The 21773-nt window shown below is 66.1% G+C and carries 20 protein-coding genes and 1 other RNA gene; 9 read left to right on the top strand and 12 right to left on the bottom strand.

Annotation, left to right across the window (positions count from 1 at the left end; translation table 11 throughout):
- The 4 genes from AC3A6F_RS01360 to rnpB all read right to left on the bottom strand — a co-directional run bounded on the left by AC3A6F_RS01360 (nucleotide 1) and on the right by rnpB (nucleotide 3386).
- Nucleotides 1-753: a fimbrial biogenesis chaperone gene (locus AC3A6F_RS01360; protein ID WP_487678181.1), complete on the bottom strand. Its 753-nt coding sequence runs from the start codon at nucleotides 751-753 to the stop codon at nucleotides 1-3.
- Nucleotides 754-765: 12 nt separating this feature from the next.
- The gene (locus tag AC3A6F_RS01355; protein WP_487678180.1) at nucleotides 766-1275 is read right to left on the bottom strand and encodes a Csu type fimbrial protein; all 510 of its coding nucleotides are present in this window, start codon (nucleotides 1273-1275) and stop codon (nucleotides 766-768) included.
- A gap of 173 nt (nucleotides 1276-1448) precedes the next feature.
- Complete coding sequence (glpK, locus tag AC3A6F_RS01350; RefSeq protein ID WP_487678179.1) at nucleotides 1449-2939, bottom strand: glycerol kinase GlpK; 1491 nt, start codon at nucleotides 2937-2939, stop codon at nucleotides 1449-1451.
- 98 nt (nucleotides 2940-3037) lie between these two features.
- An RNA gene (gene rnpB, locus AC3A6F_RS01345) (RNase P RNA component class A) lies at nucleotides 3038-3386 on the bottom strand.
- Nucleotides 3387-3540: 154 nt separating this feature from the next.
- On the opposite strand from rnpB, the gene AC3A6F_RS01340 reads away from it, so the two are divergent.
- The 5 genes from AC3A6F_RS01340 to rpoH all read left to right on the top strand — a co-directional run bounded on the left by AC3A6F_RS01340 (nucleotide 3541) and on the right by rpoH (nucleotide 9558).
- The gene (locus AC3A6F_RS01340; protein ID WP_487678178.1) at nucleotides 3541-5253 is read left to right on the top strand and encodes a thiamine pyrophosphate-binding protein; all 1713 of its coding nucleotides are present in this window, start codon (nucleotides 3541-3543) and stop codon (nucleotides 5251-5253) included.
- A gap of 107 nt (nucleotides 5254-5360) precedes the next feature.
- Entirely contained in the window at nucleotides 5361-6494 is a 1134-nt protein-coding gene (ftsY, locus tag AC3A6F_RS01335) for a signal recognition particle-docking protein FtsY (RefSeq protein ID WP_487678177.1), read from the top strand.
- 14 nt (nucleotides 6495-6508) lie between these two features.
- Complete coding sequence (locus AC3A6F_RS01330; RefSeq protein WP_487678176.1) at nucleotides 6509-7180, top strand: cell division ATP-binding protein FtsE; 672 nt, start codon at nucleotides 6509-6511, stop codon at nucleotides 7178-7180.
- Nucleotides 7177-8106 carry a permease-like cell division protein FtsX gene (gene ftsX, locus AC3A6F_RS01325; RefSeq protein ID WP_487678175.1) on the top strand — a complete coding sequence of 310 codons (930 nt, stop codon included), beginning with the start codon at nucleotides 7177-7179 and terminating at the stop codon, nucleotides 8104-8106. Before AC3A6F_RS01330 ends, ftsX begins: the two co-directional genes overlap by 4 nt.
- 561 nt (nucleotides 8107-8667) lie before the next feature.
- Entirely contained in the window at nucleotides 8668-9558 is an 891-nt protein-coding gene (gene rpoH / locus AC3A6F_RS01320; protein ID WP_147933710.1) for an RNA polymerase sigma factor RpoH, read from the top strand.
- Nucleotides 9559-9684: 126 nt separating this feature from the next.
- On the opposite strand, the gene AC3A6F_RS01315 is transcribed toward rpoH, so the two are convergent.
- A complete protein-coding gene (locus AC3A6F_RS01315; RefSeq protein ID WP_123070104.1) occupies nucleotides 9685-10095 on the bottom strand; it encodes a cupin domain-containing protein in 411 nt (136 codons plus the stop codon).
- A 305-nt stretch (nucleotides 10096-10400) separates the two neighbouring features.
- Between AC3A6F_RS01315 and AC3A6F_RS01310 the strand changes: the two genes are divergently transcribed.
- The 3 genes from AC3A6F_RS01310 to AC3A6F_RS01300 all read left to right on the top strand — a co-directional run bounded on the left by AC3A6F_RS01310 (nucleotide 10401) and on the right by AC3A6F_RS01300 (nucleotide 12851).
- A complete protein-coding gene (locus AC3A6F_RS01310) occupies nucleotides 10401-11348 on the top strand; it encodes a LysR family transcriptional regulator (RefSeq protein ID WP_487678476.1) in 948 nt (315 codons plus the stop codon).
- Nucleotides 11349-11456: 108 nt separating this feature from the next.
- Nucleotides 11457-11954 carry an Ohr family peroxiredoxin gene (locus AC3A6F_RS01305; RefSeq protein ID WP_487678174.1) on the top strand — a complete coding sequence of 166 codons (498 nt, stop codon included), beginning with the start codon at nucleotides 11457-11459 and terminating at the stop codon, nucleotides 11952-11954.
- 144 nt (nucleotides 11955-12098) lie between these two features.
- Complete coding sequence (locus tag AC3A6F_RS01300; RefSeq protein WP_487678173.1) at nucleotides 12099-12851, top strand: SDR family oxidoreductase; 753 nt, start codon at nucleotides 12099-12101, stop codon at nucleotides 12849-12851.
- On the opposite strand, the gene AC3A6F_RS01295 is transcribed toward AC3A6F_RS01300, so the two are convergent.
- The 3 genes from AC3A6F_RS01295 to AC3A6F_RS01285 form a co-directional block, all read right to left on the bottom strand.
- Nucleotides 12829-13857, bottom strand: coding sequence for a GlxA family transcriptional regulator (locus tag AC3A6F_RS01295; protein ID WP_487678172.1), 1029 nt, complete (start codon nucleotides 13855-13857; stop codon nucleotides 12829-12831). The two genes, AC3A6F_RS01300 and AC3A6F_RS01295, sit on opposite strands and share 23 nt — an antisense overlap.
- Nucleotides 13858-13929: 72 nt before the next feature.
- Complete coding sequence (locus AC3A6F_RS01290) at nucleotides 13930-14334, bottom strand: family 43 glycosylhydrolase (protein WP_487678171.1); 405 nt, start codon at nucleotides 14332-14334, stop codon at nucleotides 13930-13932.
- Between the two features lie 124 nt (nucleotides 14335-14458).
- Nucleotides 14459-15034, bottom strand: coding sequence for a PEP-CTERM sorting domain-containing protein (locus tag AC3A6F_RS01285; RefSeq protein WP_487678170.1), 576 nt, complete (start codon nucleotides 15032-15034; stop codon nucleotides 14459-14461).
- Between the two features lie 241 nt (nucleotides 15035-15275).
- On the opposite strand from AC3A6F_RS01285, the gene yghU reads away from it, so the two are divergent.
- Nucleotides 15276-16118, top strand: coding sequence for a glutathione-dependent disulfide-bond oxidoreductase (gene yghU / locus AC3A6F_RS01280; protein WP_487678169.1), 843 nt, complete (start codon nucleotides 15276-15278; stop codon nucleotides 16116-16118).
- 5 nt (nucleotides 16119-16123) lie between these two features.
- Here the strand turns inward: yghU and AC3A6F_RS01275 are convergent, their stop codons facing one another.
- From AC3A6F_RS01275 to pstS, 4 genes are all read right to left on the bottom strand, one after another.
- Nucleotides 16124-16945 (bottom strand): endonuclease/exonuclease/phosphatase family protein, encoded by an 822-nt coding sequence (locus AC3A6F_RS01275; protein WP_487678168.1) that lies wholly within the window; start codon nucleotides 16943-16945, stop codon nucleotides 16124-16126.
- Nucleotides 16946-17068: 123 nt separating this feature from the next.
- Nucleotides 17069-19768: a bifunctional diguanylate cyclase/phosphodiesterase gene (locus tag AC3A6F_RS01270; RefSeq protein ID WP_487678167.1), complete on the bottom strand. Its 2700-nt coding sequence runs from the start codon at nucleotides 19766-19768 to the stop codon at nucleotides 17069-17071.
- A gap of 105 nt (nucleotides 19769-19873) precedes the next feature.
- Nucleotides 19874-20536, bottom strand: a complete 663-nt coding sequence (locus tag AC3A6F_RS01265; RefSeq protein ID WP_487678166.1) for a winged helix-turn-helix transcriptional regulator — start codon at nucleotides 20534-20536, stop codon at nucleotides 19874-19876.
- Nucleotides 20537-20642: 106 nt separating this feature from the next.
- Nucleotides 20643-21671: a phosphate ABC transporter substrate-binding protein PstS gene (gene pstS / locus AC3A6F_RS01260; protein ID WP_487678165.1), complete on the bottom strand. Its 1029-nt coding sequence runs from the start codon at nucleotides 21669-21671 to the stop codon at nucleotides 20643-20645.
- Nucleotides 21672-21773 lie beyond the last annotated feature (102 nt).

The following is a 21773-nucleotide window of genomic DNA, read 5'->3' as shown; positions in this document are numbered from 1 at the left end:
TTAGTCCCTGGCGACGGCGGCGCTGGCGGACTGGGGCCGGGTGTTCACCGAGGCCTGGATCCCCAGGGGCGCCGGCATGCCGGATGCGACGTCGGGCGGCAACTGCCATTCGCGCGCGCGGCCCGGCAGCGCATAGCCCAGCAGGCCCTTGGAAAGCTCGACGTCGCGCGCGCCGATGCGCACGCTGGTGGCGCCGATCTGGGCGTGCAGCGTGCCGGCGTTGAAGGCGCGCAGGTGCCAGGCGCCGTCGCGCTGGAAGGTGCTCCATTCGAGCTTGGGCGCGGCCTGGCCGTCGGCCGGCAGCACGAAGGCCGGCACCGAATACTGGAGGCGGATCGCGACGTTACCCTGCTGGCTGTCGCCGCGCGGGAGTTCGTCGATGAGGATGCGGTAGGTCTGTTCGGCGGCGCCGGCGGCGGCCTGCGCACCCGCGCGGCGTACCAGGCGGATGGTCTGGGTGCTGTTGGGGGCGACTTCGATCACCGGCGGGCTGGCCACCAGCTGGGTGGTCGGGGTCAGGGCGTCGTTGCCGTCACGCTGGTCCCATGCGTACACCCTCACCTGCCCGTACAGCGGCGTATCGCCATTGTTCTGGAGCTGGATACCGGCCGCGTTCTGGCCCGGCTGGAAGCTGATCGAGACCGGCGAAATCTGCAGGTTGGCGGCGTGCGCCAGCGGGCCGGCCGCCCCCAGGACCATGGAAAAGGCTGTAAAGCGGGCCGCAGCGGTTGCGGCGCAGCGAAGACTCCGCATGCACACTCCAGTTTAGAAATAAACGGATGCCGTGATCGACGACTTGTAGTTGTCCGGCGTCGGCGCATTCTGCACCGGGATCTCGCCGTACACGGTCAGGGTCTGCTTGTCGCCGTTTCCAGTGCCGGCCAGGGTGTCGGTGCCCTGGGTATTACCCCACAGGCCCGCGCCTGGCGAACGGTACAGGTTGAACTTCACTTTATCGGTGTTGGCGCCGCTGCTGCCCGACAGGAAACGCGTCGTGCCGCTCGAGCCGGCGCCGGTACCGGCATCCAGGCCCACATTGTAAGGTGTAGTGTTGGTGCATGTCACAGTCAAGTTGGATTGACCGTTCTTGGCCGAGGTGATCAGGCCGGTCTGGCCGAAATCGAGGCTGGTGGCGGTGACGGTGCAGTCGGCCACGACGCTCATCGTCACGTCGAATTTGGCGGTGGCCGGGCTGGCGGCATCAACGCTGGTGAAAGGCATGACGGCAGCCAGGACAGCAGCCAATACACGGTTACGGTTCGAGGTCGACATCATTTTTCTTCTCCAGTCGTTGAGGGCGCGATCACCATGACGCACACAGAATTGCTCAACTCGGAAAATATGATACCTCGTTTCCGTACGGAATCAAATGCTTTTCATCACTTTTGCCGACTATTTCAATTTTGCTGGTTTTATGCAACAGCGTGGTGAAATTGCTACAAATGACCTCAGTCCGGCGTGGCCCAGGAGCGCGCATGCGCCACCGCCCGACCCCAGCGCGTCATCAGTTCGGCGCGGCGGCCGGCATCCATCGCCGGTTCGTAGCGGCGTTCGACCTGCCACTGCGCCTCGATCGCCTCCAGCGATTCCCAGTAGCCGCAGGCCAGGCCGGCCAGGTAGGCCGCGCCCAGGGCCGTGGTCTCGGTGACGCGCGGGCGCACCACCTCGACGCCGAGCAGGTCGGCCTGGAACTGCATCAGCAAGTCGTTGCGGGCGGCGCCGCCGTCGGCGCGCAGCTCGGTGACGGCGCAGGCGGCGTCCTTCTGCATCGCCGCCAGCAGTTCGGCGCTCTGGTAGGCGATGGCCTCGACCGCGGCGCGTGCGATATGGGCGGCGCCCGTGCCGCGCGTCATGCCGAGGATGGTGCCGCGCGCATACGGATCCCAGTGCGGCGCGCCAAGGCCGGTGAAGGCCGGCACCAGCATCACGCCGCCGCTGTCGGGCACGCTGGTGGCGAGGGCTTCCACCTCATGCGACTGGCGGATGATGCCGAGGCCGTCGCGCAGCCATTGCACGGTGGCGCCGCCCATGAAGACGCTGCCCTCGAGCAGGTAGTCGGTGCGGCCCGCGACGGTCCAGCCGACCGTCGCCAGCAGGCGGTTATGCGAGACCGGAGCAGAATCGCCTGCATGCATCAGCATGAAACAGCCGGTGCCGTAGGTATTCTTGACCAGGCCCTTGCGGTGGCAGGCCTGGCCAAAGGTGGCGGCCTGCTGGTCGCCGGCGATGCCGGCGATCGGGATCGCATGGCCGAACCATTCCTCATTGGCGAGCCCGACGACGCCGGCGCTGGGGACGACCTCGGGCAGCAGCGCGCGCGGGATCTCGAACAGCGCCAGCAAATCCTCGTCCCAGGCCAGCGTGTGAATGTTGAACAGCATCGTGCGCGCGGCATTGCTGGTATCGGTGACGTGGCGGCCGCACAGGCGCCATACCAGCCAGCTGTCGACGGTGCCGAAGGCCAGCTCGCCCCTGTCGGCCCGGCTGCGCGCGCCGGGAACGTGGTCGAGCAGCCATTTCAATTTGGTGGCGGCGAAATAGGCATCGAGTTCGAGACCCGAGCGCTCCTGGATGAGCGCGGCCTTGCCCGCTTCGCGCAGGCGGTCGCAGGCGCCGGCGGTGCGCCGGTCCTGCCACACGATGGCATTGGCCACGGGTTCGCCGGTCGCGCGGTCCCACAGGAGCGTGGTCTCGCGCTGGTTGGCGATGCCGATCGCGGCGACCTGCGCGGCCTGGACGCCGCCCTGCGCCAGCGCTTCGCGCGCGCAGGCGAGCTGGCTGTGCCAGATATCGAGCGGATCGTGCTCGACCCAGCCGGGCTGGGGAAAATATTGGGGGTACTCTCGTTGACAGCTGGCCACCGGCAGGCCGGCGCGGTCGAACAGGATGGCGCGCGAGCTGGTCGTGCCCTGGTCGAGGGCGAGGATGTATTGCGTCAATGGCGTCTCCGGACAGCACAGCCGGCGCGGAACGCCAGGGCTCAGCGGTCCGGGACGACCGTCGACAAGGCGCGTGGATCACGCGCCTCGGGAATTATAAGTAAAGCAGGCCGATAGGCCGGATTCTGTGTAACGCCACCTTGCGGTGACGCATGGACAGTCATTCCTCTAGGCGCTGGATTACTCCAGCGCTCAAGCTTCCTACCCGCACGCTCCGCGAGCAACATCAACGCGTGCCTATTTGGAATTGCTCCAGGTGGAGGTTACCGCGTTTCACCGTAACTTAATACGCTCGTCTCTGTGGCCCTATTCCTCGCCTTATACCGCTGGCTTGCGCCAGACGGCTTTCAACGGACGGCCGTTAACCGTCACCCCGCTCTGTGGAGTCCGGACCTTCCTCCCGTCCACGACCTTGCGGCGTGGACCAGCGACTGCCTGGCCTGCTTCACGGGCGCATTGTACCCGATGCAGGGTCGCGCCGGGCCGTCGCGCTGCCATGGCCTTGCCGTTTCTGTAATTTGATGTCGCCATTTCAAAAGCCGTTCACGGGCCGCTCACCTAGAATGCCCGGAAAGCCTCTTTAACAAGGATGACGCACCCCATGCCCTCCACTTCCCTGCACCCTTCCCGCACCGGCGGCCAGCTCCTGGTCGACGCGCTCCACGTCCACGGCGTCGACACCGCCTTCGGTGTCCCCGGCGAAAGCTACCTGGACGTGCTCGACGCGCTGCACGACTCGAACATCCGCTTCGTGATCAACCGCCAGGAAGGGGGCGCGGCATTCATGGCCGAGGCCTATGGCAAGATGACGGGCAAGCCAGGCATCTGCTTCGTCACCCGCGGTCCCGGCGCCACCAATGCCTCGATCGGCGTGCATACCGCGTTCCAGGACTCCACGCCGATGATCCTGTTCATCGGCCAGGTCGGCAACGACTTCGTCGACCGCGAAGCGTTCCAGGAAATCGACTACCGCCGCATGTATGGCCAGATGGCGAAATGGGTGGCCCAGATCGACCGCGCCGACCGCATCCCCGAATACATGGCGCGCGCCTTCCAGGTGGCCACCAGCGGCCGTCCCGGCCCGGTGGTGCTGGCGCTGCCGGAAGACATGCTGGTCTCGACGGCGGCAGTCGCCGACACCCGCCCCTACCAGCCGTCGCACGGCGCACCGTCCGGCGAACAGATCGCCCGCCTGCGCGCCATGCTGCAAGAAGCCCAACGGCCGGTCGTGCTGCTGGGCGGCGGCACCTGGAACGCGCAGGCCTGCGCCGACCTGGCCCGCTTCGCCGAAGCGAATCACCTGCCGGTGGGCTGCACCTTCCGCTTCCAGGACCTGCTCGACAACGCGCACCCGAACTACGTCGGCGACGTCGGCATCGGCATCAATCCGAAACTGGCCGCGCGCGTGAAAGAGGCCGACCTGGTGATCGCCATCGGCCCACGCCTGGGCGAGATGACGACCGGCGGCTACACGCTGCTCGATTCGCCGGTGCCGCGCCAGCGCCTGGTCCATATCCATCCGGACCCGGAAGAGCTGGGCAGCGTCTACCAGGCCGAACTCATGATCGCCAGCGGCATGCCGCAAGCCTGCGCCATGCTGGCCGCGATGGAACCGATCGACGCCACGGCCTGGCAAGACAGCGTGGCCGAGGCCAAGATGGAGCTGGCCGCCTGGCAGGCCCAGCCCGCGTTGCTGAAGGAAGGCGTGCCGCTCGACCTGTGGCAGGTGGTGCAGGACTTGATGGACCAGTTGCCGCACGACGCCATCATCACCAACGGCGCCGGCAACTACGCCTCGTGGGCGCACCGCTTCTATCGCTACGGCGGCATGCGCACCCAGCTGGCGCCGACCAATGGCGCGATGGGGTACGCGGTGCCGGCCGGCGTGGCCGCCAAGATCGTGTGGCCGGAGCGCGCCGTGGTGACCTTCGCCGGCGACGGCGAATTCATGATGACTGGCCAGGAACTGGCGACCGCAGTCCAATATGGCGCCGGCGTCGTGATCCTGGTCTTTAATAACAATATGTTCGGCACTATCCGCATGCACCAGGAACGCAGCTATCCGGGCCGCGTGTCCGGCACGGGCCTCCACAATCCGGACTTCGCCGCCCTGGCGCGCGCCTACGGCGGCCATGGGGAAGTCGTCGACAAGACCGAGGATTTCGCGCCGGCCCTGCAGCGCGCCCTCGAGCACGCCGACCAGCACCAGCTGCCGGCCGTGATCGAGCTGCGCTACGACGGCAACCTGATCACCCCGAACGCCACGCTGGAGACGATCCGCAAGCAGGCGGAAAGCGCGAGGGCCGGCCGCTGAACACTCGTGTGCAATCGGGCTCTGTATTGCTACTCTGGTAAAATATTCGCTAGTTTTTTCATCGCCGGCCCCGCCGGCGTCCGCACGCAGTCCCGCCACCAGACACTATGTTTAGCTTCTTCAAGAGAAAAAAAGCGCCCGACGCACCGGCGCCGGAACCGGTCGTGCCGGTCGTGCCGGCCACGCCGCCTGCGCCCGCACCTGTCGCCGCTCCTGCTCCTGCCCCCGCTCCTGTCCCGGCGCCGGTCGCCGCGGCCCCGGTGGTCGCCGAAGCCAGCGTCCTGCACGAAGGCGCCAACCTGTTCCCCGAAACCGCCGAACGCCCGACCACCGAGGCTGAAAAGAAGACCTCGTGGATGACGCGCCTGAAGGCCGGCCTGTCCAAGACCTCGAGCAACCTGTCCCTGCTGTTCGTCGGCGCCCGCATCGACGAAGACCTGTACGAGGAACTCGAGGCCGCGCTGCTGATGTCGGACGCCGGCATGGACGCCACCGAGCACCTGCTGGGCGAGTTGCGGCGCAAGGTCAAGGAAGACAAGCTGCTGGACGCCGCCGCCGTCAAGGCCGCGCTCAAGGAGCTGATGATCGAGCTGCTGCTGCCGCTGCAGAAGCCGCTGGAGCTGGGCCGCCACGAACCGCTGGTGATGATGATCTCGGGCGTCAACGGCGCCGGCAAGACCACCACCATCGGCAAGCTGGCCAAGCATATGCAAGGCTTCGACCAGTCGGTGCTGCTGGCCGCCGGCGACACCTTCCGCGCCGCCGCGCGCGAGCAACTGATGGTCTGGGGCCAGCGCAACAACGTCACCGTGATCTCGCAGGCCTCGGGCGACCCGGCCGCCGTCGCCTTCGACGCGGTGCAGTCGGGCAAGGCGCGCGGCACCGACGTCGTGATGGTCGACACCGCCGGCCGCCTGCCGACCCAGCTGCACCTGATGGAAGAACTCAAGAAGATCAAGCGCGTGATCGGCAAGGGCATGGACGGCGCGCCGCACGAGACCCTGCTCGTCATCGACGGCAATACCGGCCAGAACGCGCTGGCGCAAGTGAAGGCCTTCGACGACGCCCTGCAACTGACCGGTCTCGTCGTGACCAAGCTGGACGGCACCGCCAAGGGCGGCGTGCTGGCGGCGATCGCCCGCACCCGTCCGATCCCCGTGTACTTCATCGGCGTGGGCGAGAAGCTGGAAGACCTGCAGCCATTCAACGCCGAAGAATTCGTCGAAGCGCTGCTCGGCTGACGGAACGGGGACCCATGATCGCATTCCAGTCGGTATCCAAACAGTACACCCACGGCGACGCGCGCGGCGCGTATGCGCTGCACGACGTCTCGCTCGACATCGCCAAGGGCGAGCTGGTCTACCTGGCCGGCCCCTCGGGCGCCGGCAAGTCGACCCTCATGAAGATGGTGGCGGCGGTCGAGCGTCCCAGCAGCGGCAAGGTGATCGTCAACGGCCAGGACATCGGCCGCATCAAGCCGGCCGGAATTGCCTTCCTGCGCCGGAATATCGGCATCATCTTCCAGCAGCAGCGCCTGCTCAATGACCGCAACATCCTGGCCAACACCATGCTCCCTCTCCTGGTAACGGGCGCCCGCACCGCCGACGCCGCGCAGCGCGCCCGCGCCGCGCTCGACCGGGTCGGCCTGCTCGACCGCGCCAGGGCGATGCCGCTCGAACTGTCGGGCGGCGAACAGCAGCGGGTGGCGGTCGCGCGCGCGATCGTCAACCGGCCACAGATCATCCTGGCCGACGAACCGACCGCCAATCTCGACCGCGTGGCGGCCGACAAGGTGCTGGACGCGCTGCGCGCCTTCCACGCCGCCGGCGTCACCTGCGTCATCTCGACCCACGACGAACAGGTGCTGGCAGGCAGCACGCGGGTGATCCGCCTCGAGCAGGGCCAGCTGGTCGGAGGTGGGGCATGAGCCCGTGGCTGCGTCAGCACCGCTTCGCCCTCGGGGCCGCGCTGTCGACGGTGCGCAAGTCGCCCGGCAGCTTCCTGTTCAACGTGCTGGTGGTCGCGCTCGCGCTGACCCTGCCGTTCGCGGGCATCACCCTGCTCGACAATGTGCGTCCGCTGTCCGAGCAATTGTCGGTAGATCCCGAGATCAGCCTGTTCATGCGCGACGACGCCAGCCGCGCCGATGCCGAGGCGCTGGCGCCGCGCATCCGCCAGCTCGTCGCCCAGCAGGGCAAGGGCGAGGCGGAAATCGCCTTCGTGCCGCGCGAGCAGGCGCTCGCTTCGCTCAAGGAGCGCAGCGGCCTGGGCGACGTGCTGGAAACCCTGGGCGACAATCCCTTGCCCGACAGCTATGTGATGAAGCTGGGCGGCTTCGCCAGCGCCGGCGCCGCCGGCCAGGTGGACCTGATCACCGAGCGCCTGGCCGAACTGCCGGGCGTGGAGACGGTACAGGTCGATTCGGCCTGGGTCAAGCGCCTGGCCGCGATGCTGGCCATCCTGCGCCTGGCCCTGCTGCTGCTGGCGGCCACCCTGGGCATCGTCGTGATCGCGGTCGTGTTCAATACGATCCGCCTGCAGGTGCTGACCCAGAAAGAAGAGATCTCAGTCTCGCAACTGCTGGGCGCGACCAACGACTTCATCCACCGCCCGTTCTTCTATACCGGCGCCCTGCTCGGCCTGTGCGCCGGCGCGGTAGCGCTGGGCGCGGTGACCCTGGCGCTGCGCCCGCTGAACGGTGCGATCGGGGAATTTGCCCGGCTGTACGGCTCGAATTTCCAGCTGGCAGCGCTGGGTGGACTGGAAATCGCCGGTCTGCTGGCGGTCAGCGCCGGGCTGGGCCTGGTCGGCGCCCTGCTGTCGGTGCGGCGTCACCTGGCGCGCCAGCGTTGAACGGCGGTCCTACAGAGTTGCAGCGAAAAAAAATAGTCGAGATGGTATTGAAAACGCGTTAAGCATCACCATCTCTGCTGACAGGGCGAGGCGGCCCTCCTGTGTGGCTGCCTGCCCCTTTACTGGACAAGACCACGTCGCTCGACACCGCAATGAATCCTACGGCCTAGCTGCCATCCCCTACGCTTCCACGCGCAAAAGTCCTACAGGCTGCGCCGTGGCTACGTGCGCCATTCAACAGAATACGTGCCACTCTGGCCGTAAGCTGTGTCTAACGTTATTCCAGTCATTCCTCGCTCACTTTTGAGCCGAATCAACTGAACATGCAAGAGCTGCTCTACAGTGGAACCGTCGGCAATTTGATTCCCGCGAGCAATACTTTGAACAATCTTAAGCGCCGGGACCACTTCTAGCACTCACCTCGGGGGAGTGCTAATATATGGTCCAAGGCAATCGAAATTCAAGTCACGCGTCCAGGTAACAAGCCGTAACAGCGGTGCCGCAAGGCAATAAGTTATGGCAAATTAAGGATGCAGCAAGATTACTACGAGGGAAATGAATATGTCCGCACAATCCGCATTGGTTCCGACCGGCAGTCGTGCTCTGGGACTGGGTTTCACCGGCAATCTGGGCAATATCGACGCCTATATCTCGGCCGTCAACCGCCTGCCGATGCTCACGCACGAAGAAGAGGTTTCGCTGGCGAAGCGGCTGCGCGACGACCACGATCTCGACGCGGCGCAAAAGCTGGTGCTGTCGCACCTGCGCCTGGTGGTATCGATCGCGCGCGGCTATCTGGGCTATGGCCTGCCGCACGCCGACCTGATCCAGGAAGGCAATATCGGCCTGATGAAGGCAGTCAAGCGCTTCGACCCGAACCAGGGCGTGCGCCTGGTGTCGTACGCCATGCACTGGATCAAGGCCGAGATGCATGAATACATCCTCAAGAACTGGCGTCTCGTAAAGGTCGCCACGACCAAGGCCCAGCGCAAGCTGTTCTTCAACCTGCGCAGCAACAAGACCGGCCTGGATGCGATGTCGCCGACCCAGGTCGACGACCTGGCCAAGCTGCTGGGCGTCAAGCGCGAAGAAGTGATCGAGATGGAAACCCGTCTGTCGGGCCGCGACATCGCGCTGGAGTCGCCGACCGACGACGAAGACGACAAGTTCTCGCCGATCGCCTATCTGTCGTCGGACCAGCAGGAACCGACCAAGGTGCTCGAGGCCGAGCAGGTCACCCGCCTGCAGTCCGAGGGACTGGAAACGGCGCTGGGCAAGCTCGACCCGCGTTCGCGCCGCATCATCGAGGCGCGCTGGCTGGCCAACGACGACGGCTCGGGCGCCACGCTGCATACGCTGGCCGAAGAGTTCAGCGTGTCGGCCGAGCGCATCCGCCAGATCGAATCGGCTGCGCTCAAGAAGATGAAAGGCGCACTGGCGGCTTACGTGTAAGCGACGCACCTTCAGCGCCGAACAACGTCGTCCCCGCGCAGGCGGGGACCCAAGTACTGCATGCGTAGACTGAACGCTTGCGACTTGGGTCCCCGCCTCCGCGGGGACGACGCGTTTACGTCAGCCTCAATGCACCGGCATGAAGAACGGCTTGTTCTTGTCCTTGAGTAGAAAGACCAGGAACTTGGCCGGCTTGGTCTTGCTCGCATTGCGCCCCACCGTATGCAGGTCGCGCGGATTCTCATAGAAGGTCTCGCCCGGCCCCAGCGTGTGCTCCTTCCCGCCCTTCACGCCCATCACGATCGTCCCTTCCAGCACATAGATGAAGCCATGCGCATCGTGGCGGTGGACGGGGTCGCCGCCGCCCGGCGGATACACCACGGTGATCATCAGCACTTCCTTGCCGGGATGGTCGTCCAGCGCCTTGCTGAACAGCTCGTTGACAACGGGATCCAGCGCCGCGGCCCAGACGGGCGCCGCCAGCGGCAGGGTCATCAACAGGCCGGCGGCGCCGGCGAATTTTCTCAGGCGTGACATGGTCTCTCCTTCAGTACAGGGTGGATATGGAGCCAGTGTAGGGCGCACGTTACGGGCGCAACAGGCGTGCGCCGGTCCCCATGCTGATGCCTCAAACGCAACAATCCGTGTCAGGCGCGATGCACGTGGCCTTGGCGGGATTCGGCTGTTATTTGTCATTTACGAAAAAGATCACACGCAACTACCATGACGGCAGCCACATGAGCAACTAAGTAGCGACTGAGAGTAAAGCCATGAAGAACGAACGCTTCGCGATCGGTGAATTCATCCAGCCATCGTCACCTTTGACACCGGCCACTCCTGAAATGGATGGGCTGGCCTCGAGCTTTTCCACCACCTATGCCGGCGTGCTGGCCTTCATCGCCGTGGTCCACGAAGGCTCGTTCGCCCGCGCCGCCGAGCGCCTCGGCATCGGCCGCTCCGCCGTCAGCCGCAGCGTGCAGAAACTGGAATCGCAGCTCGACACCCGCCTGTTCCTGCGCACCACGCGCAGCACCTCGCTCACCAGCGAGGGCGAACTGTTCTACGCCAACTGCAAGCCGGGCGTCGAGCGGATCGTGCAGTCGGTGGAAGAGATGCGCGAGCTGCGCTGCGGCGTGCCGCGCGGTCAGCTGCGCCTGCACGCGGCGAGCGACTTCGGCCGCAAGATCGTGGCGCCGCTGCTGCGCGGCTTCCACGCCGGCTATCCGGACATCCGGCTCGACCTGATCCTCGACGACAGCCCGCTCGACTTCATCGCCGACCGCATCGACGTGTCGATCCGCAACGGCCGCCTGGACGACAGCCAGCTGGTCGCGCGCCAGCTGATCCCGATGCAGATGCTGGTGTGCGCGTCGCCCGCCTATGCAAGCGCGCATGGCCTGCCGCAGACGATCGACGAGGTGGCGCGGCACCGCTGCGTCAACCTGCGCCTGCCCTCGGGCCAGGTGTGCGAATGGGAATTCAAGGAAGACGGCCGGCGCCGCACGCTGCTGCCCATGGCCAACCACAGCTTCAACGACGCCGAGCTGGTGCTGCAGGCGGTGCTGGACGGCGCGGGCCTGGCGCAGATGGCCGGCTACCAGGTGTGCGAGCACCTGCGCGCGGGCCGCCTGGTCGCCTGCCTGCCCCAGCACGCGCCGGACGACCGCGGCCACTACATCTGCTACCTGAGCCGGCACCACCTGCCGCTGCGCACGCGGGTCTTCATCGACTACATCACCCCGCGCATCCGCGCGCTCGACCTGCACTGCCTGACCGGCTTCGGGGATTGATGCCCGGCGCGATTGTTGCGCGACGGGATACATGACGGTGACCGGCGCGGCGCTAGCAGCCAGCGCCGCGCATTCCTACACTGGCCGAAACCATTCCAGGAGACCGCGTTGAAAAAAAGGCTGGCGCCCCCGCCCATCACCCTGCTCGACAAATACGTCGGCGACGATTTCCAGCCACTGTACTCGACCACGGTCAGGGTCAGCGGCGGCGAGGCGGCGCATGGACGCGCGTCCGGCATCGCCCGCTCCGACGACGGCAACCTCGAACTGGCCCTACGGCTGCCGGCGGCGCTCGGCGGCCCCGGCGGCGGCACCAATCCCGAACAACTGTTCGCCGCCGGTTTCGCCGCCTGTTTCCATGGCGCGCTCAAGCTGCTGGCGACGCGCGCCGGCATCGCCCTCGAGGATGCCACCGTCGACGCCGCAGTCACCTTCGGCCGCGACCCGGTCGACGGCCTGTACACCCTCATGGCCGAGATCCGCATCGACCTGCCGCGGGTGCCGCGCGCCACCGCCGAGGAACTCATCCGCAATACCGAGCGCATCTGCCCCTACGCCAAGATGGCGCGCCAGGGCATCGTGTGCGTGGTGGCGCTGGTGCGCTGAAGGCAGGCCAATGATTGGTGCCTGGCGTGCACCAGCGTGCCGCCCCGGATGGGCCTACCGCCGCGCCAGGCACGCTCCTACACTCGACACCGAGGCGAATCGTCGCATACGGCGCCCAGCCGCACTGGGATCTGAAAGGACATCATGAACATCATCGTCATCGGCGGCACCGGCCTGATCGGCAGCAAACTGGTCGCCATCCTCAAGCAGCGCGGCCACGAAGCCGTGGCCGCTTCCCCGAACACCGGCGTCGACACCATGAGCGGCAAGGGCCTGGACGAGGCGCTGGCCGGCGCCGACGTCGTGGTGGACGTGGCCAACTCGCCCTCGTTCGCCGACGACGCGGTGATGGACTTCTTCACCACCTCGGGCCGCAACCTCTTGGGCGCGGCGAAGAAGGCCGGCATCAAGCACCACGTCGCGCTGTCGGTGGTCGGCACCGACCGCCTGGCCGAGAGCGGTTACTTCCGCGGCAAGATCGCGCAAGAGGCGCTGATCCGCGAGTCCGGCCTGCCCTATACCATCGTGCATTCGACCCAGTTCTTCGAGTTCCTGGGCGGGATCGCGGCGTCCGGCACGGAGGGCGATGCAATCCGCCTGTCGCCCGCCAACATCCAGGCCATCTCGTCGGATGACGTGGCGCTGGCCATGGCCGACTACTCCCTCGGCGCGCCGCGCAACGGCGTGGTCAAGATCGCGGGGCCCGAGCGCGTGCGCCTGGCCGACCTCGTCCAGCATTATCTGGAAGCCAAGGGAGATCAGCGCAAGGTCGTGGCCGACGACCAGGCGCGCTACTTCGGCGCCCTGCTGCAGGAAGACACGCTGGTGCCGGGTCCCGGTGCGCGCCTGGGCACGGTGAAGGTCGACGACTGGCTCAAGGCGCAGGCGGCACGCTAGGGACTGGCGCCAGCCGCTGGCGATAGGCGCTCGGCGAGGTGTGCAGGTGGCGCTGGAAGGTCTTGCGCATGCGCCCCTCGTCGCCGAATCCGCACTGTTGGGCAATGCCGTCGAGGTGGCGCCCGGAATCCTCGAGCAGCCGGCAAGCCGTCTCCAGGCGGAAGCGTTCGACCGCCCGCGCCGGCGTCTGGCCGGTCTTGTCCTTGTACACGCGGCTGAAGTTGCGTGGGCTCATGCGCATCTGCGCGGCCAGCACCTCGACGCTCAGGTCGGTCCGTTCGAGATTGGCCAGGATCCACATATGCAGCTCGTCGAAGATCGGACCGTCGCCGGCCTGGGCCTGCAGCATCCGGCTGAGCTGGGGCTGGTTGCTGGGGCGCTTGACGAACACCACCAGCTCGCGCGCGACGGCCAGCGCCACTTTGCGGCCGCAATCGGCTTCCACCATCGCCAGCGCCAGGTCGATGCCGGCGGTGACGCCGCCCGAGGTCCAGGTGTCGCCATGCTGGACGAAGATCGCTTCGCGGTCCACCTCGACCAGCGGATAGGTGTCGCGCAGCAGGTCGTAGGTCAGCCAGTGGGTGGCCGCGCGCTTGCCGTCGAGGAGGCCAGCGGCGGCGAGCACGAAGGCGCCGGTGCAAACCGAGGACGTGCGACGCATCTCCCCCGCATGGCGCTGCAGCCAGGCGACCAGCGCCTGCTGTTCGCGGACGGCGGTGACGATGTCCGCCGCGCCAGGCACGACCACGGTATCGACCTCGGTGGGCGCGAAACCGTCCAGCCGCTCGGTCTGCATCGCGACGCCCTCCAGGGTCTGCACCAGGCCGCCGTCGAGGCTGACCGTGTGCCGCACATAACCCGGCAGCCCGCGCTCTTGCATCACTTTCGATGCGCACCAGAACACCGTCTGCGGCCCGGCGATGTCGAGCATGCACATGCCCGGAAAGCCGACGAACAGGACAAGGCGCGCCTGGCGCGGCGCCGCTGGCGTGAGAGGCAAGTTCATTTGTGCTGGATGGGCCTTACCCGCCGTGGATACGACGAGGTCAGCTATAGTATGGCCGCCCGATCCGGCAGGTCAAGCCGCGTCCTTGCGCCGGCAGCGCGCGGTAGCGGAAATCGCCCGGATCGTCCCCAGGGGTCTGCTCAGCGCCGGAGCGAGCGGACGCCAGTTGACCAGGTCGGTGGAATGCCAGATCACCAGGCCGGGGTAGGAATAGAACGAAGAATACGTGAGGTAGTAATCCTTGCCGTCCTTGAGCACGGTCGGATCGGGATGGTCGCCCGCGATGATCGGATTGAGGTAGGTAACGTCGCCCTGGTCGGCCTGGCGCTGGCCTTCGATGCCGCGGTGCCAGCCCGGCCGGGGCGCCGATGCGGTGGCCTCGCACCGGGTCATTGCCACCGCCGGCGCGGGCAGGAGCGGCAGGCTGGCGCCGGCCAGCAGGGTCTTGAATGCATCGCGGCGGGACTGGCTGGTCATCGGGTCGTTCCTCTCCTGTCATCGACTGGATAGGATAGGAAATACCGGACGGCCAGTGTTCGTGCCGCGCGAGACGTACTGGCTGCGAAAAGCTGTACTTTTCCTGCAGCCAGTGCCAGCCTGCTCAGGCTTGCTTGCTCTTGCGACGCCGCGCCAGGCCGATCAGCGCGAAGCCGGCGCCGAACAGCAGGACGCTTTGCGGTTCCGGCACTTCCGCCACGCCAGTGAGCAGCGCGAACGTGGCGCTGCCGCCGGTGAAGTCGAAAACGTCAGGCAGGCTGCTGTAGAAGATCGAGACGCTATTGGCGGTAAAGCTCAGCTGGGGAATCAGGCCGGAGGACGTCAGCGTATCGCTGAGCAGCTCGATACCGGTGATCGTCGCGCCCGAAATATTGGTGATGGTGACCAGCAAGGTCTGGAAATCCCACTCGTCCTGCGACAGCAGGGTCAAGACGTTGGTCGATGCATCCAGGTCGAGCCAGACCTGTCCGCCGCCCCAGCCGCTCGGATTGGCGACGAAGTCGCCCGCATCCAGCTCCAGGCCGCTGCCCACGGCGGCATTCAGGCGCTCATGCACCAGCGGACCCGCACTATCGGCAGTCGGCAGGTCAGCCTCGGTACGGAAATCGGCGCTGACGATGGCGGCATTGGCGGACAATGCGGTAAAGCAGAACAACGCAAGTGCGAACAGCTTTTTCATGACATTCCCTTTATCGTTATCGGCACCCACTGGCGGTCGCCGCTGGCGAGACTAGTAGCAATTACTGTTCCAGCAATAAATGTTGTTATTCTTCAGACACTTAATGATCCAGCACAAGAAAATGGCTTGATGTATGTAAAGAGTTTCGACATTGACTCACTCCCGGCGTTTTCGGGCAGCCCCCGGCACACTCTCCAGCCATTGGCTAGAATGAATCCTTTGACAGATTCAAGGAGACCACATGGCTGACCAAGCATCCTACGTCCCACCGAAAGTCTGGACGCCCCCTGCTTCCTCGGGCGGCGCCTTCGCCAGCATCAACCGCCCGGTCGCAGGCCCGACCCACGACAAGGAACTCCCGGTCGGCAAGCATCCGCTGCAGCTGTATTCGCTTGCCACGCCGAATGGCGTGAAGGTGACGATCCTGCTGGAAGAATTGCTGGCGGCCGGCCACAGCGGCGCCGAATACGATGCCTGGCTCATCCGCATCAATGAAGGCATGCAGTTCTCGAGCGGTTTCGTCGAGGCCAATCCGAATTCGAAGATCCCGGCCCTGGTCGACCATACCGGCGCGACACCGGTGCGCGTGTTCGAATCCGGCTCGATCCTGGTCTACCTGGCCGAGAAATTCGGCGCCTTCCTGCCCAAGGACGGCGTGGCGCGCGCGGAAACGATGAACTGGCTGTTCTGGCAGATGGGTTCGGCTCCTTTTGTGGGCGGCGGTTTCGGTCACTTCTATGCCTATGCACCGGAAAAGCTGCAATACCCGATCGACCGCTATGCGATGGAAGCCAAGCGCCAGCTCGACGTGCTCGACCGCCACCTGGCCGACAAGCGCTTCGTCGCGGGCGATGAATACACGATCGCCGACATGGCGATCTGGCCCTGGTATGGCGGCCTGGTGCTGGGCCAGCTGTACGATGCGGCCCAATTCCTGTCGGTGCACGAATACAAGCACGTGAAACGCTGGGCCGACGAAATCGCCGAGCGGCCGGCCGTCATCCGCGGGCGCAAGGTCAACCGTTCATTCGGTCCGGAAGCCGACCAGGTGCACGAGCGGCACGCCGCGTCCGACCTCGACTGAGCGTCTTACCGGAATTCGACGCGCGCGACCACCGGATGGTGGTCCGACGGAAAGCGTCCGTGGAGCGAGTCGCCCAGGGCCGCGTATTTGAGCACCTCGAAATGCCGGTCGACGTAGACGTAGTCGATGCGGTCCTGCATCGGCGCGTCGAAGCGGAAGCCATTGTAGGTACCGACCGGGCCGTACGGCGGCGTCCGGCTCACCTGGAAGGCGTCGCGCATGGCTTTCGCCATTACCTGCATCTGCGGCGTATCGGGCGTCGAATTGAAGTCGCCCACGCAGATCGCCGCTTCGCCGCGGCTGATTTCCGCGATCTTGCGCAGCAGCAGGTCGGCCGAGGCACGGCGCGCGACGACGCCCTCGTGGTCGAAGTGCGCAGAAAAGACGTAGAACACGCGACCATTGTCGCGCTCGCGCAGCTTCGCCCATGACACGATGCGGTTGCAGCAGGTGGCGTCCCAGCCCAGCGATGGGCGCTCGGGCGTTTCGCTGAGCCAGAAGTCGCCCTTGTCCAGCAGCGCGAAGCGGCTCTTGCGATAGAAGATGGCCGAATGCTCGCCGGCCTGCCTGCCATCGTCGCGGCCGACGCCGACGTGGTCGAATTCTTCCATCCGCGCCAGATCCGCGACCTGGCCGGCGAGCCCCTCCTGCGTGCCGACGATGTCGAATTCATGATGGCGGATCAGCGCCTTGACCAGCTCCTTGCGCGCCGGCCAGGCATTGGGGCCATCCTGGGGATTGTTGTAGCGCAGGTTGAAGCTGGCGACGTTCATCGGCGCGGCGGCGGCGCTGCCGACCAGGACGGCGAGCGCGGTGAAAAGTGACAAGACGATCTTCATGGTCCAGGGTCGGGAAAGTGGATACCGTGACAAGTTAAGCACAAGCTGCCTGCACCATCGCGCCAACCGGCCCGAAAGCGGCGCAGTTTAGGCGCTTTACTAAACGGCGCACTACGCCACCGCCGCATCGAGCAGATAGCGCCGCTGCATCATCGCCGCCATCTCGTTGGCCGGCACCGGGCGCGCGATGTAGTAGCCCTGCACCTCGTTGCAATCGAGGTTGCGCAAGATCGCCAGCTGCTCCGCGGTCTCGACGCCCTCGGCCACCACCGACATGCCGAGTGCGTGCGCCATCGACACGATGGCCTGGAAGAACACCTTGCCCTCTTTCGAGTTGGCCAGCTCGGTGGTGAAGGCGCGGTCGACCTTCAGCACGTCCATCTTCAGTCGCTGGAGCTGCGACAGCGACGAGTAGCCGGTGCCGAAATCGTCCACATGCAGTTTCACGCCCAGTGAGCGCAGGGCCGCCAGTTCGGCCAGGATGTCATCCTGGTCGCCCATCATCGCCGACTCGGTGATCTCGACCTCGATCAGGCTGGCCGGCACCCGGTGCCTCACCAGCGCCGCGCTCAGCTGGCGCTGCACGCCGCCGCGCAGGAATTGCTTGGGCGAGACGTTGATCGAGACCGGCACCAGCGCCACGCCGGCCTCGCGCCAGGCGGCCAGCTGCGCGCAGGCCTTGTCGATCACGGTCTCGCCGATGCGCACGATCAGCCCGGTGGCTTCGGCCAGCGGGATGAATTCGCCCGGCGCCACCATGCCCAGGGTCGGATGGCGCCAGCGCACCAGCGCTTCCATGCTCAGCAGTTCTCCGCTGCGCGCATCCACCCGCGGCTGGTAGTGCAGCACGAACTGGTCGGCCTCCAACGCTTCGAGCATGTTCTGCTTCAGGCGCGCGCGCGAATTGAGGGTCGACGACAGGGAAGGATCGAAGAAGCGATATTGCCCCTTGCCTTCGTTCTTGCCGACGTACATGGCGATGTCGCTGTGCTTGACCAGGGTCTCGGCATCCAGCCCGTCGCGCGGGTACATGCTGATGCCGATCGAGGAACCCACGGCGTGCAGCTCGTCGCCGATCAGGAACGGCACGCCGAAGGCCTCTACGATGCGCGAGGCCACCGAAGCGGCCTGGCGCTCGCCGTCGCAGGGCGACAGCAAGACCACGAACTCGTCGCCCCCGAAGCGCGCCACCTGGTCGCTCGGACGCAGCAAGGACAGCAGGCGGCCGGCGGCGGCCTTGAGCAGCTGGTCGCCGGTGGCATGGCCGTGGGTGTCGTTCACATACTTGAATTCATCGAGGTCGATGAACAGCAGCGCGGCGTTGGCGGGGTTGCCGGTACCGGCGCCCTGGGCCCCGGCCAGCATGGCCGGCATGCGCTCCAAGAAGGCGTGGCGGGTGGCCAGGCCGGTCAGCGTATCTTCGTTGGCCAGGCGTTCGAGCTGGTCCTCATGCGCCTTGCGCTCGCTGATGTCCTGCAGGGTCACCGCCAGGCCGTTGCCGACCCGTACCAGGCGCCGGCGGCCCCAGCTGATGTTGAGCCGGTTATCGCTCGGCATCTTGCGGTCGTCTTCATAAAAGCCGCTGTCCATCGCCTTGCGGTAGGTCGACAGCAGTTCTTCGCCGAACAGGCCGGCGTCGATCTCGGTCAGGCTTCTCCCGACCAGTTCCTCGCGCATCATGCCGTAGAAGAAGGCGCCGCGCTCGTTGCAGTCGACGATGCGGAAATCCGTGATCTGGCCGTCGCGCGCGCGCACCGCCGAGGCCATGTAGAAGCCATCGTTGCCGCTCTCGGTGGCGGTGCGGTAGGCGCGCCGCACTTCGTCCTGTTCCTTGTCGCGCGCCACGGCGCGGCGCGCCAGCACCGCCCCGACCGCGCCCAGCAGCAGCAGGCACAGGGTGGCGACGATGGCGCGGTCGCGGCTTTCGATCCAGTAGCCGTTGTTGGCCGCCAGCGCATCGTGCTGCGGCAGGCCGACCAGGGCCACCAGCGGATAGGCGGTCGACTGGCGCCAGCCCAGCACGCGCGACTGGCCATCGGCGAAGCCGTCGACGCCCTCGACCAGGCGCACGCCCTGCTCGCCCGACCAGACGGCGCCGCGGCGCGGCAGCGCGACCGCGTCCATGAACGATGCGCCGTTGCTGCGCTGCTCGACCCGCAAGCGCCCTTCGCTGCCGGCCAGCGCCACGATGCCGCCAGCGCCGATGGTGGCCGGGCTGACGAAGGACGTGAAGTAGCGGGCGTCGATCGCCATCAGCACCAGGCCGTCGAATTCCTCCTCCCGGGTTTCGAGGCGGCGCGTGAACAGCACCACGTCGTCGGCGCTGCCGAACTGCGTCGGTGCGGTGCCGACCCGCAGGGCGGTCGAATTATTGTCGCGGTGGTGGTTGAAATAGGCGCCCGAGGCCAGGTCGGCGCCGATCAGGCCGGCGCGCGTGCTGGAGCGCACGATGCCGCCGCGGTCGAGCACCGCCACCACATGGAAGGCGCTGTCGGTGAACATGCCGTCGCGCCGCATCTCGTCGAGCAGGCCAGCCTCGCGCGAATTCTCCCAGCTGAACTTCAGCTGCATCGTGATCTGGTCCATCTGCGCCACCGAGCGCGTGATGTACTGTTCGTAGGCTTCGGCGTAGGCCGCCACGTCCTTGCGCGCCTGGGTGGCCACGCGCGCCTGCTCGGCCTCGACCCGCAATAGAGTCGCGGCCCACAGCGCGCAGCACACCAGCACGGCCAGCAGCGGCCATAGCGGGACCAGGAAGCGGTTGCCGCGCGAGGGATCCAGATAGGGGGCGAGGCCGGGAGGTTTGCTCATTGCGGACGATCAGGACTAGTTGCCGCAAGTCTAGATAGCAAACATGTCAGCGTTGTGACATGCGTAATTTTTCCTGAAGCCCGCTACGGCGGGCCCCGGCGCCGTTCAGGTCGGCGACAGCATGTAGCCGGCGCCGCGCACCGTCTTGATGAGCGACTTGGCCCGCCCCAGCGCCTTGCGCAGGCGCAGCACGTGCACATCCACCGTGCGCTGGTCGAGCGACGCGTGGGCATCCCACAACTGCTCCAGCAGCTGGCTGCGTGAAAACACCTGGCCCGGATGGCACAGCAAAAAGCGCAGCAGCCGGTATTCGGCGTGCCTGACCTCGACCTTGTGGTTGCCGACCCGCACGCTGCAGCTGAGCGGATCGAGCACCAGGCGGCCCGAGCGCAACAGGCGCGATTCGGGCGACAGTTCACGTACCTGGTCGACCGGGGCCTGGGGAATGAATTCGGGATGGGGAATGGGCGCCGGGAGGCTGGCGGGACGCTCGCCTTCCGCGCATTGCGCCGCCAGCAGGATCACCGGCTGCTCGCGCAGGCGGCGGTCGCCGCGCAGGCGCGCCAGCAGGCGCATGCCGCCTTCGTTGCGCAGCATCGATTCCTGCAGCAACAGTTCCGGGCGCTCGCGCCCGATGAAGTCCCAGGCTTGCGCCAGGCTCGGCACGTCATGCCAGACCCACTCGTCCTCGTGCAGCGAGAACTTGAGCAGCTCGGCAATGGCCGGCTTGTCGTCGATCACCAGGACGATCGTGTTCGCCGTTGTCATGGGATGCCCAAAAATTGAGGAACTGCATTGGTGCGGCCACGGTCCTGCGCCCGCACCAAAGAAAATCCGGCAGCCTGGCTGCCGGATTGGTCGCCACGAAGGCGTCTTACATGATGGCCTTGCCCGAAGCGTCCTTCAGGTTGGCTTTCCAGGCGTCCTGGACTTGCTTGACGACGCTGGCAGGCATCGGCACGTAGTCCAGTTCGGCGGCTGCCGGGGCGCCGTTCTTGAACGACCAGTCGAAGAACTTCACGACTTCCTGGCCTTTCTTGGTGTCGGCCTGGGTCTTGTGCATCAGGATGTACGACACGCCGGTGATCGGCCAGCTTTGCTTGCCGGCGCCGTCGGTCAGCACCACGCCGAAGCCTGGGGCCTTGGTCCACTCTGCATTGGCGGCAGCGGCCTTGAACACGTCGTCCGACGGTTGCAGGTCGACGCCTTCCTTGTTGCGCAGCTGGGTATGCGACAGCTTGTTCTTCTTGGCGTAGGCCCACTCGACGTAGCCGATCGCGCCCTTGATACGCTGCACGTTGGCGGCGACGCCTTCGTTGCCCTTGCCGCCCACGCCCACGGCCCACTTCACGGTGGTGCCGGAACCGATAGCCTCTTTCCATGCCGGGCTGGTCTTGGCCAGGAAGTCGGTGAACAGGAACGAGGTGCCCGAGCTGTCGGCACGGTGCACGACGGTGATGTCGGCGGCCGGCAGTTTCACGCCCGGATTCAGGGCGGCGATTTCAGCGGCATTCCACTTGGTGATCTTGCCCATGTAGATGTCGGCCAGCAGTGGACCGGTCATCTTCAGCTGGCCTGGGGTCACGCCGTCGACGTTGACCACGGCGACCACGCCGCCCATGATGGCCGGGAACTGCATCAGGCCTTCCTTGTCCAGCTCTTCCGCTTTCAGCGGCATGTCCGACGCGCCGAAGTCCACGGTCTTCGCCTTGATCTGCTTGATGCCGGCGCCCGAGCCGACCGACTGGTAGTTCAGGCCGGTGCCGGTGGCGGCCTTGTAGCTCTCTGCCCACTTGGCGTAGATCGGGTACGGGAAGGTCGCGCCCGCGCCGGTAATGTCGGCGGCGAACGAGGTCGTCATCACGAGCGTGGCGGCAGCGCCGGCGAGAATCTTCTTGAGCATTGTTATTCCTAACTTTGGTTAAGGGGTATGTTTTGGACTACAGGAAAAAGAATAGCTGCCGAATATGACCTGTTTATGACTTGGCCATGCCCTGTCTTTTCG

Source organism: Massilia sp. Soil_C_3 (assembly GCF_057657035.1).
Note: the sequence above shows the minus strand (reverse complement) of the source record. Positions and strands in the feature narration are given on the sequence as shown.

What these genes read in the sequence shown, in the direction of transcription:
- AC3A6F_RS01360 (WP_487678181.1), bottom strand. Translation starts at nt 753, where the DNA reads ATGCGGAGTCTTCGCTGCGCCGCAACCGCTGCGGCCCGCTTTACAGCC.
- AC3A6F_RS01290 (WP_487678171.1), bottom strand. Translation starts at nt 14,334, where the DNA reads ATGACCAGCCAGTCCCGCCGCGATGCATTCAAGACCCTGCTGGCCGGC.
- AC3A6F_RS01300 (WP_487678173.1), top strand. Translation starts at nt 12,099, where the DNA reads ATGAACATCATCGTCATCGGCGGCACCGGCCTGATCGGCAGCAAACTG.
- AC3A6F_RS01285 (WP_487678170.1), bottom strand. Translation starts at nt 15,034, where the DNA reads ATGAAAAAGCTGTTCGCACTTGCGTTGTTCTGCTTTACCGCATTGTCC.
- AC3A6F_RS01330 (WP_487678176.1), top strand. Translation starts at nt 6,509, where the DNA reads ATGATCGCATTCCAGTCGGTATCCAAACAGTACACCCACGGCGACGCG.
- AC3A6F_RS01355 (WP_487678180.1), bottom strand. Translation starts at nt 1,275, where the DNA reads ATGATGTCGACCTCGAACCGTAACCGTGTATTGGCTGCTGTCCTGGCT.
- yghU (WP_487678169.1), top strand. Translation starts at nt 15,276, where the DNA reads ATGGCTGACCAAGCATCCTACGTCCCACCGAAAGTCTGGACGCCCCCT.
- AC3A6F_RS01270 (WP_487678167.1), bottom strand. Translation starts at nt 19,768, where the DNA reads ATGAGCAAACCTCCCGGCCTCGCCCCCTATCTGGATCCCTCGCGCGGC.
- AC3A6F_RS01340 (WP_487678178.1), top strand. Translation starts at nt 3,541, where the DNA reads ATGCCCTCCACTTCCCTGCACCCTTCCCGCACCGGCGGCCAGCTCCTG.
- ftsX (WP_487678175.1), top strand. Translation starts at nt 7,177, where the DNA reads ATGAGCCCGTGGCTGCGTCAGCACCGCTTCGCCCTCGGGGCCGCGCTG.
- AC3A6F_RS01315 (WP_123070104.1), bottom strand. Translation starts at nt 10,095, where the DNA reads ATGTCACGCCTGAGAAAATTCGCCGGCGCCGCCGGCCTGTTGATGACC.
- ftsY (WP_487678177.1), top strand. Translation starts at nt 5,361, where the DNA reads ATGTTTAGCTTCTTCAAGAGAAAAAAAGCGCCCGACGCACCGGCGCCG.
- AC3A6F_RS01295 (WP_487678172.1), bottom strand. Translation starts at nt 13,857, where the DNA reads ATGAACTTGCCTCTCACGCCAGCGGCGCCGCGCCAGGCGCGCCTTGTC.
- pstS (WP_487678165.1), bottom strand. Translation starts at nt 21,671, where the DNA reads ATGCTCAAGAAGATTCTCGCCGGCGCTGCCGCCACGCTCGTGATGACG.
- rpoH (WP_147933710.1), top strand. Translation starts at nt 8,668, where the DNA reads ATGTCCGCACAATCCGCATTGGTTCCGACCGGCAGTCGTGCTCTGGGA.
- AC3A6F_RS01310 (WP_487678476.1), top strand. Translation starts at nt 10,401, where the DNA reads ATGGATGGGCTGGCCTCGAGCTTTTCCACCACCTATGCCGGCGTGCTG.
- AC3A6F_RS01265 (WP_487678166.1), bottom strand. Translation starts at nt 20,536, where the DNA reads ATGACAACGGCGAACACGATCGTCCTGGTGATCGACGACAAGCCGGCC.